We start from the raw sequence: 15,381 nt of genomic DNA, 5'->3' as shown, positions 1-15,381 counted from the left end.
TAAGCAATGAGTGCTTAGAGCGCGCGCACCTGCTGTGCCTGCGGCCCCTTGGCGCCCTCGCCGACCTCGAACTCGACCTGCTGGTTTTCTTCCAGGGTGCGGAATCCGGAGCCCTGGATTTCGGAGTAGTGGACGAAGACGTCGGAGGAGCCGTCGTCCGGGGCGATGAAGCCGAAGCCCTTTTCGGCGTTGAACCACTTCACGGTACCGGTTGCCATGGTGAAACCTTTCAAAAATTTGCGTAGAGATGTCGTCCACCAGGGCCTAACGGGTCCTGGTGCCCGCGTGCACAATCCTCGCGAGCACCGCTTACGGGCGCACACAAAACCTGTGACCGCCACCCAGTGTGCCATGAAGTGCGGGCCTTAGCACTGGGAACTGGCATACTTCCCTGTGATTATGGTTTCCCCGTTCGGTGCCGAGCTGCTCGGCGCGCTGAAGCGCCGCCACCCCGCGGCGACGATCACGCATGTCGAGCACGTTCCCGCACGGCACGCCCGGTACAGCGAATGGCCGGGGTGGGTGGAGCCGCGTTTGCAGCAATTGCTTATCGACGAAGGCTTCGCCTCCCCCTACCTCCACCAAGCCCAGTGCGCAGAACACGCCTGGCGCGGAGACGATGTGGTGGTGGCGACGGGGACGTCTTCCGGCAAGTCTTTGGGCTACCAGCTGCCGGTGCTGACCACGTTGGCGCAGGATCCGACGGCGTGCGCGGTGTATTTAACGCCGACGAAGGCGCTGGGTTCGGACCAGCTGCAGGCCACGCTGCGGATGGTGCAGGCCGCGGGGCTGGAGGGCATCCACCCGGCGCCTTACGACGGCGACACGCCCGCAGAGTCGCGCGCGGGCATTAGGGAGCACACGCGCTACGTGTTCACCAACCCGGACATGCTGCACGCGTCTGTGCTGGGCTCGCACGCGCGGTGGGCGCGGGTGCTGCGGCATTTGAAGTACGTGGTGGTGGACGAGTGCCACACCTACCGGGGTGTTTTCGGCGCGAATGTGGCGCTGGTGCTACGGCGACTGCTGCGCATCGCGGCCGCCTACGGTGCGTCGCCGACGCTGATCTACGCGTCAGCCACCGCGGCGGACCCGGCGGGCCAGGCTCGCCGGTTAAGCGGCCGCGAAGCGGTGGCCGTAACCGACGACGCCGCCCCGGCTGGCGAGCGCACCATCGTGTTGTGGGAGCCCGGCTTCATCGAAGGGGCGGAAGGCGAAGGTGGCGCGCCGGTACGCTACCCCGCCACCACGGAGGCCGCTTCGGTGTCCGCGGAGCTGCTGCTGCAAGGCGCGCGGACGCTGACGTTCGTGCGGTCCCGGCGCGCCGCGGAAACGGTGGCGATGCGCACCCAGGAGCACCTGTCGGCGGCGGGCCGGGCGGATGTGGCCGAGCGCGTCGCACCCTACCGGGCGGGGTATCTGGCGGAGGACCGCCGCGAGCTGGAGCGCCGCTTGGACTCCGGTGAGCTGCTGGGGGTGGCGTCCACGAACGCGCTGGAGCTGGGCATCGACGTCGGCGGGCTGGACGCGGTGGTGATGGCGGGGTTTCCGGGCACGGTGGCGTCGTTTCGGCAACAGGCCGGGCGCGCGGGCCGGCGCGGGCAAAGCTCGGTGGCGGTGCTGGTGGCCCGCGACGAGCCGATGGACACCTACCTGGTCCACCACCCCGACGCGCTGTTGGGCACGCCGGTGGAAAACTCCGTGTTCGACCCCACCAACCCGTTCATTCTGCGCGGGCACGTGTACTGCGCGGCGGTGGAGCGGCCGTTGAGTGAGGCCGACGTGGGGGCGTTCGGCGCGCGCGACGTGGTGGATGACCTGACCGCCGCGGGCCTTTTGCGCCGCCGGCCGGCCGGCTGGTTCGCGGTGCCGCAGCTGGACGGGGAGGTCACGCCGGAGTCGGCGCACGCCTCGGTGTCGTTGCGTGGCGGGGTTGGTGAGCAGGTGATGATCGTGGACGTCACCGACGGACGCCTGCTCGGCACCGTGGATGCGGCGCGCGCGATGAGCCAGGTGCACGACGGGGCGGTCTACATCCACCAGGGCGAGTACTTCGTGGTCCAAGCGCTGGACCTGGACGACTACGTCGCGCTGGTGGCGCCGGAGCGGCCGGACTATTCCACGCAGGCGCGCTCGACCACGGATATCACGATCCTGGGCAAGCCCCACGAGCTGGTCAACCCGTCGCCGGGGCTGTGGGTGGCCAGCGTGGACGTGGAGGTCATCGACCGCGTCACCGGGTATGTGGTGCGGCTTTCAGACGGCACCGTCAGCGAGCACATCCCCCTCGACCTGCCCGAGCAGCGCCTGGTCACCCGGGCGGTGGCGTACACGATCGACCCGCTGGTGCTGGACGAGCTGGGCATCACCGCCGGCGAGATCCCCGGCGCCCTGCACGCCGCCGAGCACGCCGCGATCGGGCTTTTGCCGCTTTTAGCCACGTGCGACCGCTGGGACATCGGCGGCGTGTCCACCGCGCTGCACCCAGACACGATGCTGCCCACCGTCTTTGTCTACGACGGCCACCCCGGTGGAGCGGGCTTCGCCGACGAGGGCTTCGCCCGCTTCCACGAGTGGATCGAGGCGACCTGGGAGACCGTGCGCTCCTGCGGCTGCGAGGACGGCTGCCCGTCGTGCGTGCAGTCGCCGAAGTGCGGCAACGGCAACCAGCCGCTGGACAAGCGCGCCGCGTTAAAGCTGCTCGGCGCGCTTGTGACCATGACGGCGGGCGGGGCACCGCGCTAGGCGGTGCGCACGTTACGGCCCGGCGCGGGCGGCGGCCTCCGCCCGGCGGCGGGTGGCTGCCACCACGACGTCGCCTGCGGTGACCTCGCAGGACACCACGCGCGCGCCGTTGAGCTGCGCGGTGCGATCGGCGCTGGCGCAGGCGTCGGCGCCGCGGTACATCGCGGTCGCCCCGGCCACCGCGGCGAGGTCCGCGGCGACGCGGGCCCGGTGCGTGTCAGACACGTGCACCCCGAACGCCACCACCGCCAGCGCGAGCGAGACCACGGAGGTGATGATGCCGGTGGCGGTGACGGTGGCGGAGCCGTCGCTAGAAAGCAGACGCATCTAGAACTCCACGGGGAACACGGCCGTGGCGCGCATGGTGCCGATCGGCGCCGGAACCGAGGCCGCCGCGGTGGCCAGGCCCGCGTTTTCGGTGACGGCGACCTCGCCGCGGGGTACTGCGTAGTCCACCCCCAGGGCGTGGGCGCGGGCAGCGGCACCGGCGATGTCCACGGCCGTGATGTAGGCGGCAACGGTGGCGATCCCGCCCACGATCGCGGCGGTGGCCACCACGAGAGCCGACAGCGACAGCGCGGTTTCGATGGTGCTCATTAGCCCGGCGTGTTGCTCAGCGCGTCGGTGATGACGCTTTCGATGGCGCCTGTGACAGCGTCGCCGTTGACCACGAGGTACAGCACGCCGGCGAGGGCCGCGGCCGCCAGCGAACCGAACGCATATTCGATGGTGGACATGCCCTGGTCAGAGCGCATTTTCTGGGCGCGAGACACAGCATAGAGGTGGACAGATACGAGTGCAGAATTGAGATGGTGCATGGGAAAACTCCTTCTAGTTGATCAGTGAGGTACCGAGGCTGATCACCGCGGGCGCGAGCCCGAGGACGAAAAACGCCGGCAGGAAAAACGCGGTCAGCGGGATGGCGATGAGCACGCCCGCGCGTTCCGCTTTGGCTTTGGCCCGGTCCCCCGCGCCCGCGCGCAGCTGGGCGGCGATGCGACCGCAGCCTGCGGCCAGCGAGGTTCCGGAGGTGGCGGATAGGGCAACAAGCCCGGCGAGATCCTCGCCGCCTGGCAGGTGGCGGATCTCGGCCCAGGCGCGCTGGGGCTCTACCCCCAGCGCCGTCAGCGAGGCCACGGTGTGCCACGGGCTGCGTTCGCCGTGGGTGTCGGCAACCGCAGCCGCCGCGGTGGCGGCGGGCAGGCCCGCTGAGACGCATGCCGCGAACAGTTCGATGTCGCTGGCGCAGCGCTCCGGGTCGGCTCCTGTGGGGCCGTCGCGGGGCGCCTTCGGCGTGGTTGCGGTGACGCGGCTGCCGGGCCCGGCTGGTGCCACGCACAGTGCTGCTGCGACAAGCAGTGCAGGAACAAGGCCGATCATGCGCTGGCCCCCTCGATGATGCGGCGCGAGACCGCAACCCCGGCGCACACCAGCGCGGTGCCGACAACCAGCAGCACCCCGCCGAGCCCGCCGCCGGTGAGAAATGCCAGCGGTTTCGCACCCATCGCGGTGCCCATGAACACCCCGGCAATCGGCAGCAGCGCCAGCACCACGGCGGTTGTCTGCGGACCGGCGAGGGCTGCGCGGGTGGCGTCGCGATGGCGGTTGGCGTGGTCGATGTCGTCGCGAAGTGCGGCGACCAGCTTCGCCAGCGGCACTCCGCGCGAGACCGACAGGGCCCACAGCGTGCCGAGGCGCTCAAGCTCCGGCACGTGGGTCTCCAGCGTCGCGCCGGAGCGGGCAAGCTGCGTTAAACGGGCAGCTTCTTGCTGCAACGGCGACGGCACCTGCTCGGCGGCACGCGCGAGCGCGTCCGGCATGGCTGCACCGGCCTGCAGGTTAGTGGACACCGCCCCGAGGTACGTCGCGGCCGCCTCGCTGCGCCGCCGGGTGGTGCTGTCGTCGCGGCGGGCGCGCAGCACGTGCGCCAGCGTCGCGCCGGCCATGGCCGCGGCGACCACCAGGCTGACCCGCCCCAACAGCACTGTGCCAACAGCTGCGAGCACCACAGTGGCCGGGATGAGCCGAGGCGCGGGCCGCAGGGTGCGCTCAACCACCCGGTACACGGGCGATGGCGCGGCGGCGGCGACAGCGCAGGCGAGGAGTACCACGGCGATCATCGGGCCAGCTCCTCGTAGCCGTCCAGCTCGCCGCGCTCGGCGTCCCAGACCACCTTCGCGCGCACCGGCTCGCCCTCGAGCACACCGATCTGCTGGAGGTAGCGGGTGCCGTCGGTGCGCCGTTTGACCACCAATACCACGTCGATGGCGGCGGCGAGCTGGGCGTGCAGCCCGGCGCGGTCCATCCCGCCAAGTGCAGCGAGCGCCTCGAAGCGGGCGGGCACCTCCTCGATGGAGTTGGCGTGCAGGGTGCCGGCGCCGCCGTCGTGGCCGGTGTTGAGCGCGGCGAGCAGGTCCACCACTTCCCCGCCGCGGATCTCGCCGACGACGATGCGGTCCGGGCGCATGCGCAGCGATTGGCGCACCAGGTCCGCGATCGTGATCGCGCCAGCGCCGTCGGCGTTGGCGCCGCGGCTGGTCAGGTTCACCACGTGCGGATGATCCGGCGTGAGCTCGAGCGTGTCTTCAATCGCCACGATGCGCTCGGCCGGATCCGTCTCCGCGAGCAGGGCGGACAGCAGCGTGGTCTTGCCGGAGCCGGTGCCGCCGACGACCACGAACGCCTTTCGCTTGGCGACGATCCCACGCACCAGCGCCGCCCTCTCATCGTCGAGAGCGCCGCGCGCCACCAAGTCGTCCAGCGTGGCCGAGGCGGTGCGCAGCACGCGCAGGGAGATGCAGGTGCCCGCCTGGGCGGTCGGTGCGAGCACGGCGTGGAAGCGCAGCAGGGTGCCGTCGTCGCGGGTGACGTGCCCGTCGCAGAACGGTTGCGCGTCGTCCAACCTGCGCCCGCAACTGACGGCCAGGCGGGTGGCCAGGCGGCGCACGGAGGCTTCCGAGTCGAACGTCAGGCTCGTCCGCTCCAGCCCCTGGCCGGTGTCCACGTACACCTCGTCCGGGGCGTTGACGCAGATGTCGGTCACGGCCGGGTCCGCCAGGATGGCTTCTAATGGCCCGGCGCCCGTGGTGTCGTCGCGAAGCTTGCGCATGATGTCTAGCACCCCGATGTCGCTGATCACCACTGCTTCCTCGCGGATGATCGCGGCGATGCGCGCCGGGTCGGGCTGGGCCGGCTCGTCGGCCAGGCGGTGCTTCACGCGGGCGAGCACGTCGTCCATCTAGGCCACCTCCCCCAGCACAGCCTCGGCGGCGCGGGCGAGCGTGCGTGGCAGCTTCGCCGGCAGGCCGGACTGGTCCAGCTGCTTGGTCAGCCCGCGGACCTGCTGTACCTGCGCGATCACGGGCGCTTTCGCCGTGTCCTCCACCTGCGCCGGCTCCAGCGACGCCCACGAACTCTGGCGCAGCAGCAGCGCGTTGGCCACCCCGGCGGCGTTGCACTCGGCGACGATCCGGGCGGCGGCAGCGGCGGCGCGCAGCTCCGGGCGCAGCACCACCACGGCGAGGTCGCACCGGTCCGGCAGCAGCGCAAGCGGCGTATCCACCGCTGTCAGGCCCTCGGTGCCGGCGGCATGGACCACCGCGTTGAGCTCCTCTGGCGAGAGCCGGAAGGGATCCGCCACGGTTGTGCGCGGAAACGTCAAAAGGGCGGTGTCGTCCTCGGTGGCGGGCAGCGCGCCGCGCATCTCCGCGCGCGAGACCGCCCCGCCGGCGGTGAAATCGATGTCGCCCCAGCGCGCGCCGGGCGTGGCCTCCAGGCCCAGCAGCAGGTCCAGCCCGCCGGAGAACTGGTGGGCGTCGATCAACGTGGCGTCGCCGGCCACCCGGCACAGCACCGCGGAAAACACCGAGGCGCCAGCCCCGCCGCACGCGCCGAGGACGGCGACCACCTTGCCGCGCGCCGTGTGCGCCGCCGGTGCCAGCGCCAGCGCGCCGATGCTGCGCAGCACGTCCGCGGCCTGCGCAGGCAGGGCAAAAACGCCCTCGCGTGTCGCGCCCGGGGCGGTGTCCGCCACCACGGTGAACACGTTCGGTCCCCGTGGTTGGGGGTGTAGGGAGGGGGCCCGGAGGTCGTCGATAAGCAAGGCATGCGCCTTGGGTGCGTGGCGGGCGAGCTGGGTGTCGTCGGCGGCGTCGATGACCTTGCGGCCTGTGGCGGCGGCGATATGGATGGCTTCGGAGTGCAGCGCCGGGTCCGCGACCGCGACGACAATGGGGCCTGTGTTCGTGTGTGTCATGGCGGTAGCGTGCAACCGCGACAACCCGGAAACAATGGGTAAAATTTTTTCTGTGGATAACCCGCCCTACTTGCGGACGCTTCAACAATTTCCCTGTGGATAAGTCGCACCATACGTCACACTGGTTTCTCAGCGTATAGCTACGCAGCCGTAGGGATTGGGGTCTACACTGCAGGAGTATGTCTGCTAACACGCCGGTGGCGGCCTTCTTCGACCTGGACAAGACGATCATTGCGACGTCGTCCGCGTTCGCCTTCGGCAAAGAATTCCTGAACAACGGGATGATCACCCGCCAGGAAGCCTGGGAGCTCTACATCACCAAAGCGCAGTACATGCTGGTGGGACAGTCCAGCGAGAGGATGGACTCCACCCGCGACGCGCTGGCGCAGATGGTCGCCGGCTGGGACGTCAAGGACATCCAGCGCATCACCCGCGACACCCTGCGCGAGGTCGTCGCCCCCGCCATTTACGCCGAGGCGCGCCAGCTTATCGACGACCACGTCGCCGCCGGCCACCACGTCATCATCATCTCCGCCTCCGCAAAAATCCTGGTGGAGCCGATCGCCGAAGAACTCGGTGTGGACACCGTGGTGGCCACCGAAATGGCTGTTGAAAACGGCAAGCTCACCGGCGAGATCACCCGCTACCTCAAAGGCGACGCGAAGGCCGAGGCGGTGCGCCAGTTCGCCGCCGAGCACGACTTCGACCTGGACAACAGCTACGCGTACTCCGACTCCGCCACCGACATCCCCATGCTGGAGCTGGTGGGCAACCCGGTGGCCGTGAACCCGGACCGGGCGCTGAAGAAGCACGCACTGGCCAACGGCTGGCAGGCCCGCACCTTCAAAAACCCGGAGCCGTTGTTCCAGATGCCGAACGCGCGCGAGGTGGGTATCGGCGCCGGCGTGATCGCGGGCGTGACGGCCCTGGCGGTTGCCGGCGTCCTCATCGCCCGCGCAATGGGCGGCAGCGACGGCGAGCGCTCGGCCTAAGCCACCCCTACTGTCCGTGCCACTTGGCCAGGCGCTCGCGCAGCACCTGCCAAGACTCGTCGTGGGCGCGACGGTTGGCCTCCTGCGTGCCGCCGAACATGATCTGCCAGCCGTTCTGCTGCGCGTCCGAGTCCTCGAAGAAGATGTGGCCCGCGTCCTCAAAAACGTGCGCCTCGGCGCGCGGGGACTGCTCCGCCAGCGCACGCGCCGCGACGTCGGACTGCCACATCCGGTCGTCGCCGGCGCCGAAGAACACGGCGTTGCCGTCAAAGCCGTCAAGCTCGATCCGGGCGGCATCCTCGGCGGAGCTGGCCGCCCCCTCGTAGGTCGGCCGGTACGCCACCGGGTACGCCGCGATCATGCGGCCGAGCATCTTCAGCCCCGTGAGCACGCCGGACTGCCTAAAGGACGCGAACGGCACCGCCTCGCCCCGCAGGCTAAACGACGGCAGGTCCTTGCCCGTAGAGAAATCCAGGCCGCTGTAGGAGTAGTGCGCGGGCACGAACGCGACGAGGTTATCCACCGCGAACCCGTTGGCGGCCAAAAGCGACGCAAACTCCGCCCCCTTGGAGGTGCCCACCACCGTCACCGGGGACTTCTCCGCCACGTGCTCTTCGATGTAGCCGGTGACCTCGTCGAATTGTTCTAAGGGCACCTCGGCCAGCGTCGGGCGCTGGTTGTCCTGGCCGAAGAAGTACAGGCTGAGCACCTCGTAGCCGTCCTGGGCCAGCTTTTCCGCGCGCGAGTAGTCCGGCGAGCCCTCGGACCCGCCGTAGACCACAACCACGCCGCGGCGCTCGGTTGCGCCCTCGGCGGGCAGGAAGTGGAAACCGTTGAGGTAGTCGCCGGAAATCTTGCGCACGTGATCGCTTTGCGGGTACTCCGCCGCGCTGGCACCGCCCGAGGCTTCCATCTGCGCGATCGGGTACTTGTTCGCGTTGTAGGCCCGCAGGCCGGCCACCACCAGCGCCAGCACCGCAACCACGGCAACGCACCACGCCGCCACTTTGCCAATACGTCTCAGCGCCCTCATGCTCTACATTTCTACCCCGATTCGGGCAAATGCCTCCATACATCGCTAACATCGTGTAAAGAATTTCCAGGCACCTTCCCGGGTGCCGTGTATAAGCCACCCAGGAAGGTGAACTACAAGTGAGCAACGAAGGCCTCTACACCAGCGGCTCCACCGCCGTGAACGCCAAGGTGGACTCCATCCCGCTGCGCGACACCTACGCCACCCAGCCGGGCAACGACTCCATCGGCACCCTGATGTCCAACGCGTCCCAGCAGGTCTCCACCCTGGTCCGCGGCGAGATCGAGCTGGCCAAGGCCGAGGTTGTCGGCGAGGTGAAGAAGGGCGCGATGGGCGGCGGCCTGTTCGCCGCGGCCGGCGTGATCGCGCTGTACTCCACCTTCTTCCTCTTCTTCGCCATCGCGGAGATGCTCGCGTCCTGGATGCACCGCGGCTGGGCGTTCCTGATCGTTTTCCTGGCCATGCTGGCGCTGGCGGGCCTGCTCGCTTTCATCGGCTTCAAGAAGGTCAAGAAGATCAAGGCGCCGGAGAAGACTATCGAGTCTGTCAACGAGCTGAAGAACCTCAAGCCGGGCCAGGCACAGAAGAACCTGGCAAAGGACGAGGCTGGTCTTTACACCTCCACCGGCACCGGCTCCTCTTTGCCGCGCACTGGCTCCACCGCCGTTAACCGCTAACGCACGCTTGCGTATCCGCGGGGCGCGTTAAGCTCCGCACATCCCCTACGCGCTGCTGCACTTGGTGTGCAGTCAGCGCGTATCCCGTTTCTGAGGTGTCCAGCGACGCCCCGAAGATCATGCCCGCGACCTCACCGTCCGGAGTGAGCAGCGGCCCGCCGGAGTTGCCCTGGCGGATGTTGCCGCGGATGGTGTACGCCTCGCGCTCCACGCGCCCGGTGGTGTAGATGTCCGGGCCTGCGATGTCCAGCTTGCCGCGGATGCGCACCGGCGCCGCCTCAAACGGGCCGGAGCGGGGGTGGCCCATCACCACGGCGTCATCGCCCACTGCTAGCTCGTCGTCCGCCCACTGCAGCTCCGGAAGACCCAGCGCCTCGGCGCGCAGCACCGCAATGTCGGTGTCGGGGTCGAACAGCACCACCTGCGCGGGCTTGACTCCCACCACGGTGTCCAGGGCCACCCGCTCGGTGCCGGCCACCACGTGCGCGTTGGTGAGCACGTAGCCGTCCTCGATGACAAAACCGGTGCCCATGAGGCGCCGCCGGCAGGTTTCCGCATCACCCATCACGTGCACCACGCTTGGGCGCAGCTTCTCCACGACCCCCGGGGCCACCACGGACTCATCCGGCGCCGCCACCTGCGCCCCGCCCGGCGATTGGAAGGGCGAGACCAAAGGCGGGAGCCCGGATTCGTCGAGAAGCGCGGCGAACCTCGCCGGCAGCTTGGAGGCCGCCTCGGGGGCGGCGGCGTCGATGGTGCCGAAGACGCGGGAGGAGCGGATGCCGTCGCCGATCTCGCCCGGCACCGAGGCAGCCAGCGGGATGGAGATGAACCACAGCACCGCCGCCACCGCCACCGACTGGAACGTCGCGCCGAGCGCGGAATCCAGCGTGCGGCGACCCTTCGAACGCACGCGCCCGCGCAGGTTCCCGCCGACGGTGACGCCGACCAGGTTGCCCAGCCCCACAAACAGCACGACCAGGGCGATGAGCAGGACGATGCGCACCGTCTGGGATTCCGACAGGTCCAGCGTGAACGGCGCCAACGCAAGACCGATGACCAGGCCCGCCACAACGCCAACAGCAGAAAGCACCGCGGACAGCGCCCCCTGACGCCAGCCGCTGATAAAGGCGGCGACGACGGCGAGCGCGAGCAGGACGTCGATAACCAGGTGCATTTCGGTGATGTTACCGCTCACGGTTGGCAGAGCGCGCCAGCGCAGCCCGCAAGTCGCCGGGCTTTTCGTCCCAGGGCCGCACCCAGCCGCCCAGCTTCAGCACCACGGCGAGCAGCACCCCGGTAAAGCCCCACACCAGAAACTCGCCCGCCCAAAACGCGGGCCCCGACCACTCCTTGATGCCCAGCATCGCCCGGTTTCGCGGATCCACTAGCTCGCGAACCGGCACGAAAAACACCGCGTCGGTTTCCTCCTCGCTGGCCGGGTAGACCTCGCCCGGCTCCGGGGTGAACGCCACCACGGGGCGCACACGGCGGTTGCTGCCGCCGGTGGTGGCCGCGTCGAGCATGGCCAGCGGGATCACCCGGTCCGGGTCCAGGCCGGTTTCCTCCCACGCTTCACGCAGCGCGGCGCCAACCGGCCCGCCGTCCGCGGCGTCGATGTGGCCGCCAGGAAACGCCATCTGCCCGGAGTGGCTGCGCATACGCGGGGTACGGTGGGTAATCAGCACCCGCGCGTCTTCCGGCAGCTCGGTGGCGCGCGGGTCGCCGGCGAACAGGATCAGCACCGCGGCTTGATCTGCGCCGTCTTTTTGCGGCACGCGCGGCGACAGGAGCCTGCGCGGGATCTCTGCCCCGCCATCCGCGATGGCCTCAAGTAGCGGCACGAGCCACCTGGGCGCGCGGTCCGGGCGCAGCGGCACGTCCACTTACACGGCCCCCTCGACCGCCTCGGCGAGCTCTTCGGCCGAGGTGAACTCCTTGGCAAACACCGCCACCTGCTCGTTGCCGCGCAGCACCACCGTCACCGGCACCACTGGCGGCAGCCCCTGCGCCGCGGCGAAGGCGCCTGAGTCGTCCTGGTAGCTGGGCAGGCTCACACCGAGATCCTCCAGCAGCGCCGCGCCGTTGCCGGCGTTTCGGTCCGCGTGCACGCCCACCACGGTGTACTCCGGGTGCGTCCGCGCGAACTCCTCTACCGCCGGCAGCTCCGCGCGGCACGGGTCGCACCACCAGGCCCATACGTTGACCACGGTGATCTCCTTGGCTTCGCCGGCCACGTCCCCGCCCAGGCACGGCAGGTCCAGCCCAGCCGGGCAGTCGGGCCGTTGAGGCACTTGCTTGTCGACGGCCACAGGTTCCCCCGGAGGTTGATCGTCCATAAGCAAACTGCGCACCCCGAAAACGAGCAGCACCGTGGCCGCCGCGATGACCGCAACACTCACCCAGATCGCGCGCTTCATACAAGCCCCAAAATATGCTCGCGCTCCGGTCCCGTGACCAGCCCCGCGGCCGCCTCGGGGTCCACCGGGCCGGCGCCAAAGCTGGGGCAGTCGAACGCGATCGGGCACACGCCGCACGCCGGTTTGCGGGCGTGACAGATGCGGCGGCCGTGGAAGATGATGCGGTGGGAGAACATGGTCCACTCGCGGCGCTGGATGAGCTCGGCGATGGCATGCTCGATCTTCACCGGATCCGTCTCAACGGTGAGCATGAGGCGGCCCACCAGCCGTTGGAAGTGTGTGTCCACCGTCAACCCCGGGATGCCGAACGCGTTGCCGCGCACCACGTGCGCCGTCTTGCGGCCCACCCCCGGAAGCGACACGAGATCCTCCAGCTTGGTGGGCACTTCCCCACCGAAATCGGTGACAAGCTTCTGTCCCAGGCCGATCAGATTTTTGGCCTTCGAGCGGTAAAAACCGGTGGAGCGGATCAGCTCCTCCACCTCCGCCTGATCCGCTTCCGCGTACGCTTCGGCGGTGGGGTACTTGGCAAACAACGCCGGGGTGACCATGTTGACGCGCACGTCCGTGGTCTGCGCCGAGAGCACCGTTGCCACCAGCAGCTCCAGAGGGTTGGAAAAGTCCAGCTCAGCGTGCGCATTTGGGAACGTTTCCGCCAGCGTGCGGTTGATGCGGCGGGCCCTCCTGGTGCGCCCTAAATCCGTCTCCGCCCCCTTCGCCGCCGGGTGCGCCCCGGCACGGCGGTGCTTCTTCGGAGAGGTGGAGGACATGACGGACATGCTAGTTACCCGTGGCGTAAAATGACACCTATGAATGTGATCCTCGTGCTGCTGGTCCCGCTTGTGCTCGGGGCGTTCCCACTGGCGATGGAGCGGCTCGAGGCGCGCGTAGTGGATTAACACCAACTTGGCCAACCACCTGACCAAGACTGCAAACGGGTGGTAAAGTGCGAAACGCACTGTGACGGCTGCTAAAAAGTTACGCGAAAGTGACTGTAACCACTACCCCTGGCCGTCCCGCAATGAGGAGGATTCATGGAAGGTGTACAGGACACACTCGCCCGCGCCGGCATTTTCCAGGGCGTGGACCCGGAAGCCGTAGCCGCGCTGATCAACGAGATGGACACGGTGACCTTCCCCAAGGGCACCACCATCTTCGACGAAGGCGAGCCCGGCGACCGTCTCTACATCATCGTGGACGGCAAAATTAAGCTCGCCCGCCACGCCCCAGACGGCCGTGAGAACCTGCTGTCCGTGATGGGCCCGTCCGACATGTTCGGCGAGCTGTCCATCTTCGACCCGGGCCCGCGCACCTCCTCCGCCGTGTGCGTCACCGAAGTCACCTGCGCCACCATGGACTCCACCATGCTGCGCACCTGGATTGACACCCACCCGGAAATTTCCCAGCAGCTGCTGCGCGTGCTGGCCCGCCGCCTGCGCCGCACTAACGCCTCGCTGGCGGACCTCATCTTCACCGACGTGCCCGGCCGCGTGGCCAAGACGCTGCTGCAGCTGGCCAACCGCTTCGGCACCCACGAAGGCGGGGCGCTGCGCGTCAACCACGACCTGACGCAGGAAGAAATCGCCCAGCTCGTCGGCGCCTCCCGCGAGACGGTGAACAAGGCACTGGCCACCTTCGCCCACCGCGGCTGGATCCGCCTGGAGGGCAAGAGCGTGCTCATCGTCGACACCGAGCACCTGGCCCGCCGCGCCCGTTAGCACGAAGCGACAAAGCTCCGGCTTTTCCATTTAAGGGAGAGGCCGGAGCTTTTACGACGGGCGCCCCTAGGGCGCGGCCTTCAAGTAGCGCAGGGCCACGCGGGTGGACTGCTCAGCGGCGCCGCGCAGCACCGGGTCGACGTCGTCGTAGATCGCGTCGACCAGCGTGTTGATGTCGGCGTTTTCGCCGTGGATCTTCAGCGCCTCGCGGATCTGCTCCAGGCGCTGGTTGCGGCGGTCGATGTACTTGCGGGCATAGGCCGACAGGTCCGCGCCCTCGGGGCCGTGGCCCGGCAACAGCGGGATGTCCTTGCCCTGCTCTTCCAGAAGCTCCAGGGAATCCAGGTACTTGCCCAGGTCGCCGTCGGTCTCCGAAATCATGGTGGTGTGGCGGCCGGCGATGGTGTCGCCGGTGATGATGCCCTCCAGCTCAGTGGAGTCCGGGTCGCCCGGGTAGACGTAGAAGCACACGGAATCGCTGGTGTGGCCCGGGGTGGCCACGACCTTCAGGCGTGGGGTGATGCCGTCGACGGCGACCACTTCGCCGTCGACAAGCGGATCAGCCCCCGAGCTGTACTGCGGGTCCAACGAGCGAACCGGTGCACCAGTGAGCTGACGGAAACGCTCCGCGCCATCAGCGTGATCGTGGTGGCGGTGCGTGAGCAAAATCAGCGCCACCTCCCCCGCCTTGGAGTGGAGGACGTTGAGATGGCCCTCGTCCTCCGGGCCCGGATCAACGACGATGCTTCGCTGATCCCCCTCACCCCTGATCACCCAGGAGTTGGTCCCCTCGAGCGCCGCGTAGCTGGGGTTCGGCGCCAGGACCACCGCGGCGTTGGCGGTCACAGGGCGCAGTTGGCTGTAAGCGGGATGTTGCATGTGCCCCAGCGTACCCGCTTAGCAGCCGTTTATTGGAGTTCTAGCTCTTCAGCTCGACGACGAGCTCGACCTCGACCGGCGTGTCCATCGGCAGCGCCGCCACGCCCACTGCGGACCGGGCGTGCGCGCCGGCCTCGCCGAAGACCTCCTGCAAAAGCTCGGAGGCGCCGTTGATCACGGCGGGCTGGCCGGTAAACGCCGGGTCAGAGGTGACAAAGCCGACGATCTTGAGCACACGCGCGACGTTGTCGATGCCCACAAGGTCATCCACCGCGGCGATAGCGTTGAGCGCGGCCTGGCGGGCGTAGCCGTAGGCGGCCTCCTCGGTGACTTCCGCGCCGACCTTGCCGGTGGCGGGCAGCTTGCCGTCGGTAAACGGCAGCTGGCCGGACGTCCACACCTGGTTGCCGGCCTGGACAGCGGGCACGTACGCCGCCACAGGCGCGGCGACGGCGGGCAGCTCGATGCCCAGTTCCTTCAGACGGTCAGTCCACATTTACTCGACCTCCCGCTTCATGTAAGCGACAACGTTGTCCTGGGTTGGGCCCGGAACGACGGAGACGAGCTCCCAACCGTCCTCGCCCCAGGTGTCCAGAATTTGCTTGGTGGCGTGCGTGAGCAACGGAACCGTTGCGTACTCCCATTTCGTCATGGCGCCCAAC

General features: G+C 68.8%; 20 protein-coding genes. 4 read left to right on the top strand and 16 right to left on the bottom strand.

The genetic code is table 11. The features are described from left to right. Positions 1-14: 14 nt before the first annotated feature. Positions 15-218: a cold-shock protein gene (locus CAFEA_RS00980; protein WP_034996968.1), complete on the bottom strand. Its 204-nt coding sequence runs from the start codon at positions 216-218 to the stop codon at positions 15-17. A 181-nt stretch (positions 219-399) separates the two neighbouring features. Between CAFEA_RS00980 and CAFEA_RS00975 the strand changes: the two genes are divergently transcribed. Then, the gene (locus CAFEA_RS00975) at positions 400-2,745 is read left to right on the top strand and encodes a DEAD/DEAH box helicase (protein ID WP_063937837.1); all 2,346 of its coding nucleotides are present in this window, start codon (positions 400-402) and stop codon (positions 2,743-2,745) included. A 12-nt stretch (positions 2,746-2,757) separates the two neighbouring features. On the opposite strand, the gene CAFEA_RS00970 is transcribed toward CAFEA_RS00975, so the two are convergent. The 7 genes from CAFEA_RS00970 to ssd form a co-directional block, all read right to left on the bottom strand. Beyond that, positions 2,758-3,072, bottom strand: a complete 315-nt coding sequence (locus CAFEA_RS00970) for an Rv3654c family TadE-like protein (RefSeq protein WP_063937781.1) — start codon at positions 3,070-3,072, stop codon at positions 2,758-2,760. Further along, entirely contained in the window at positions 3,073-3,342 is a 270-nt protein-coding gene (locus CAFEA_RS00965; RefSeq protein ID WP_063937783.1) for a hypothetical protein, read from the bottom strand. Beyond that, the gene (locus tag CAFEA_RS00960; protein WP_286205689.1) at positions 3,342-3,500 is read right to left on the bottom strand and encodes a DUF4244 domain-containing protein; all 159 of its coding nucleotides are present in this window, start codon (positions 3,498-3,500) and stop codon (positions 3,342-3,344) included. Before CAFEA_RS00960 ends, CAFEA_RS00965 begins: the two co-directional genes overlap by 1 nt. 76 nt (positions 3,501-3,576) lie before the next feature. Next, positions 3,577-4,125 carry a type II secretion system F family protein gene (locus tag CAFEA_RS00955; protein ID WP_034996959.1) on the bottom strand — a complete coding sequence of 183 codons (549 nt, stop codon included), beginning with the start codon at positions 4,123-4,125 and terminating at the stop codon, positions 3,577-3,579. Next, positions 4,122-4,865, bottom strand: a complete 744-nt coding sequence (locus CAFEA_RS00950; RefSeq protein WP_063937787.1) for a type II secretion system F family protein — start codon at positions 4,863-4,865, stop codon at positions 4,122-4,124. Before CAFEA_RS00950 ends, CAFEA_RS00955 begins: the two co-directional genes overlap by 4 nt. Beyond that, on the bottom strand, positions 4,862-5,983 hold the full coding sequence (locus CAFEA_RS00945) for a TadA family conjugal transfer-associated ATPase (RefSeq protein WP_063937790.1): 1,122 nt from the start codon (positions 5,981-5,983) through the stop codon (positions 4,862-4,864). The genes CAFEA_RS00950 and CAFEA_RS00945 overlap by 4 nt, the downstream gene beginning before the upstream one ends. Next, entirely contained in the window at positions 5,984-7,000 is a 1,017-nt protein-coding gene (gene ssd, locus CAFEA_RS00940; RefSeq protein ID WP_063937792.1) for a septum site-determining protein Ssd, read from the bottom strand. 179 nt (positions 7,001-7,179) lie between these two features. Between ssd and CAFEA_RS00935 the strand changes: the two genes are divergently transcribed. Beyond that, a complete protein-coding gene (locus CAFEA_RS00935; protein WP_063937795.1) occupies positions 7,180-7,992 on the top strand; it encodes an HAD family hydrolase in 813 nt (270 codons plus the stop codon). Positions 7,993-7,999: 7 nt separating this feature from the next. Here CAFEA_RS00935 and CAFEA_RS00930 read toward each other — a convergent pair whose 3' ends face one another. Beyond that, positions 8,000-9,025 carry an acyl-CoA thioester hydrolase/BAAT C-terminal domain-containing protein gene (locus CAFEA_RS00930; RefSeq protein ID WP_063937797.1) on the bottom strand — a complete coding sequence of 342 codons (1,026 nt, stop codon included), beginning with the start codon at positions 9,023-9,025 and terminating at the stop codon, positions 8,000-8,002. Positions 9,026-9,144: 119 nt separating this feature from the next. Between CAFEA_RS00930 and CAFEA_RS00925 the strand changes: the two genes are divergently transcribed. Continuing rightward, complete coding sequence (locus tag CAFEA_RS00925; protein WP_063937799.1) at positions 9,145-9,702, top strand: phage holin family protein; 558 nt, start codon at positions 9,145-9,147, stop codon at positions 9,700-9,702. Here the strand turns inward: CAFEA_RS00925 and CAFEA_RS00920 are convergent. Genes CAFEA_RS00920 through nth form a run of 4 tightly spaced genes read right to left on the bottom strand, consistent with a single transcriptional unit; the run spans position 9,692 to position 12,892 of the window. Beyond that, positions 9,692-10,879 carry a MarP family serine protease gene (locus CAFEA_RS00920; RefSeq protein WP_034997774.1) on the bottom strand — a complete coding sequence of 396 codons (1,188 nt, stop codon included), beginning with the start codon at positions 10,877-10,879 and terminating at the stop codon, positions 9,692-9,694. The two genes, CAFEA_RS00925 and CAFEA_RS00920, sit on opposite strands and share 11 nt — an antisense overlap. Positions 10,880-10,889: 10 nt before the next feature. Next, positions 10,890-11,588 carry an NUDIX hydrolase gene (locus CAFEA_RS00915; protein ID WP_034996947.1) on the bottom strand — a complete coding sequence of 233 codons (699 nt, stop codon included), beginning with the start codon at positions 11,586-11,588 and terminating at the stop codon, positions 10,890-10,892. Beyond that, on the bottom strand, positions 11,589-12,122 hold the full coding sequence (locus tag CAFEA_RS00910; RefSeq protein WP_063937801.1) for a TlpA family protein disulfide reductase: 534 nt from the start codon (positions 12,120-12,122) through the stop codon (positions 11,589-11,591). Beyond that, positions 12,119-12,892, bottom strand: a complete 774-nt coding sequence (nth, locus tag CAFEA_RS00905) for an endonuclease III (RefSeq protein WP_063937839.1) — start codon at positions 12,890-12,892, stop codon at positions 12,119-12,121. Before nth ends, CAFEA_RS00910 begins: the two co-directional genes overlap by 4 nt. 264 nt (positions 12,893-13,156) lie before the next feature. Here nth and glxR point away from each other — a divergent pair, with 264 nt between their 5' ends. Continuing rightward, on the top strand, positions 13,157-13,840 hold the full coding sequence (gene glxR / locus CAFEA_RS00900; protein ID WP_034996942.1) for a CRP-like cAMP-activated global transcriptional regulator GlxR: 684 nt from the start codon (positions 13,157-13,159) through the stop codon (positions 13,838-13,840). Between the two features lie 66 nt (positions 13,841-13,906). On the opposite strand, the gene CAFEA_RS00895 is transcribed toward glxR, so the two are convergent. From CAFEA_RS00895 to sp36, 3 genes are read right to left on the bottom strand one after another with little or no spacing between them, the layout of a single operon-like run. After that, positions 13,907-14,719: an MBL fold metallo-hydrolase gene (locus tag CAFEA_RS00895; protein ID WP_063937803.1), complete on the bottom strand. Its 813-nt coding sequence runs from the start codon at positions 14,717-14,719 to the stop codon at positions 13,907-13,909. A gap of 40 nt (positions 14,720-14,759) precedes the next feature. Further along, positions 14,760-15,215 (bottom strand): RidA family protein, encoded by a 456-nt coding sequence (locus CAFEA_RS00890; RefSeq protein WP_063937805.1) that lies wholly within the window; start codon positions 15,213-15,215, stop codon positions 14,760-14,762. Further along, complete coding sequence (gene sp36, locus CAFEA_RS00885; protein WP_076590059.1) at positions 15,216-15,371, bottom strand: Sp36 family protein; 156 nt, start codon at positions 15,369-15,371, stop codon at positions 15,216-15,218. It lies immediately after the preceding gene. Between the last annotated feature and the right edge of the window lie 10 nt (positions 15,372-15,381).

It is taken from the genome of Corynebacterium afermentans subsp. afermentans (assembly GCF_030408355.1).
Lineage (GTDB): Bacteria > Actinomycetota > Actinomycetes > Mycobacteriales > Mycobacteriaceae > Corynebacterium > Corynebacterium afermentans.
Note: the sequence above shows the minus strand (reverse complement) of the source record. Positions and strands in the feature narration are given on the sequence as shown.

What these genes read in the sequence shown, in the direction of transcription:
- CAFEA_RS00980 (WP_034996968.1), bottom strand. Translation starts at nt 218, where the DNA reads ATGGCAACCGGTACCGTGAAGTGGTTCAACGCCGAAAAGGGCTTCGGC.
- CAFEA_RS00975 (WP_063937837.1), top strand. Translation starts at nt 400, where the DNA reads ATGGTTTCCCCGTTCGGTGCCGAGCTGCTCGGCGCGCTGAAGCGCCGC.
- CAFEA_RS00970 (WP_063937781.1), bottom strand. Translation starts at nt 3,072, where the DNA reads ATGCGTCTGCTTTCTAGCGACGGCTCCGCCACCGTCACCGCCACCGGC.
- CAFEA_RS00965 (WP_063937783.1), bottom strand. Translation starts at nt 3,342, where the DNA reads ATGAGCACCATCGAAACCGCGCTGTCGCTGTCGGCTCTCGTGGTGGCC.
- CAFEA_RS00960 (WP_286205689.1), bottom strand. Translation starts at nt 3,500, where the DNA reads ATGCGCTCTGACCAGGGCATGTCCACCATCGAATATGCGTTCGGTTCG.
- CAFEA_RS00955 (WP_034996959.1), bottom strand. Translation starts at nt 4,125, where the DNA reads ATGATCGGCCTTGTTCCTGCACTGCTTGTCGCAGCAGCACTGTGCGTG.
- CAFEA_RS00950 (WP_063937787.1), bottom strand. Translation starts at nt 4,865, where the DNA reads ATGATCGCCGTGGTACTCCTCGCCTGCGCTGTCGCCGCCGCCGCGCCA.
- CAFEA_RS00945 (WP_063937790.1), bottom strand. Translation starts at nt 5,983, where the DNA reads ATGGACGACGTGCTCGCCCGCGTGAAGCACCGCCTGGCCGACGAGCCG.
- ssd (WP_063937792.1), bottom strand. Translation starts at nt 7,000, where the DNA reads ATGACACACACGAACACAGGCCCCATTGTCGTCGCGGTCGCGGACCCG.
- CAFEA_RS00935 (WP_063937795.1), top strand. Translation starts at nt 7,180, where the DNA reads ATGTCTGCTAACACGCCGGTGGCGGCCTTCTTCGACCTGGACAAGACG.
- CAFEA_RS00930 (WP_063937797.1), bottom strand. Translation starts at nt 9,025, where the DNA reads ATGAGGGCGCTGAGACGTATTGGCAAAGTGGCGGCGTGGTGCGTTGCC.
- CAFEA_RS00920 (WP_034997774.1), bottom strand. Translation starts at nt 10,879, where the DNA reads ATGCACCTGGTTATCGACGTCCTGCTCGCGCTCGCCGTCGTCGCCGCC.
- CAFEA_RS00910 (WP_063937801.1), bottom strand. Translation starts at nt 12,122, where the DNA reads ATGAAGCGCGCGATCTGGGTGAGTGTTGCGGTCATCGCGGCGGCCACG.
- nth (WP_063937839.1), bottom strand. Translation starts at nt 12,892, where the DNA reads ATGTCCTCCACCTCTCCGAAGAAGCACCGCCGTGCCGGGGCGCACCCG.
- glxR (WP_034996942.1), top strand. Translation starts at nt 13,157, where the DNA reads ATGGAAGGTGTACAGGACACACTCGCCCGCGCCGGCATTTTCCAGGGC.
- CAFEA_RS00895 (WP_063937803.1), bottom strand. Translation starts at nt 14,719, where the DNA reads ATGCAACATCCCGCTTACAGCCAACTGCGCCCTGTGACCGCCAACGCC.
- CAFEA_RS00890 (WP_063937805.1), bottom strand. Translation starts at nt 15,215, where the DNA reads ATGTGGACTGACCGTCTGAAGGAACTGGGCATCGAGCTGCCCGCCGTC.
- sp36 (WP_076590059.1), bottom strand. Translation starts at nt 15,371, where the DNA reads ATGACGAAATGGGAGTACGCAACGGTTCCGTTGCTCACGCACGCCACC.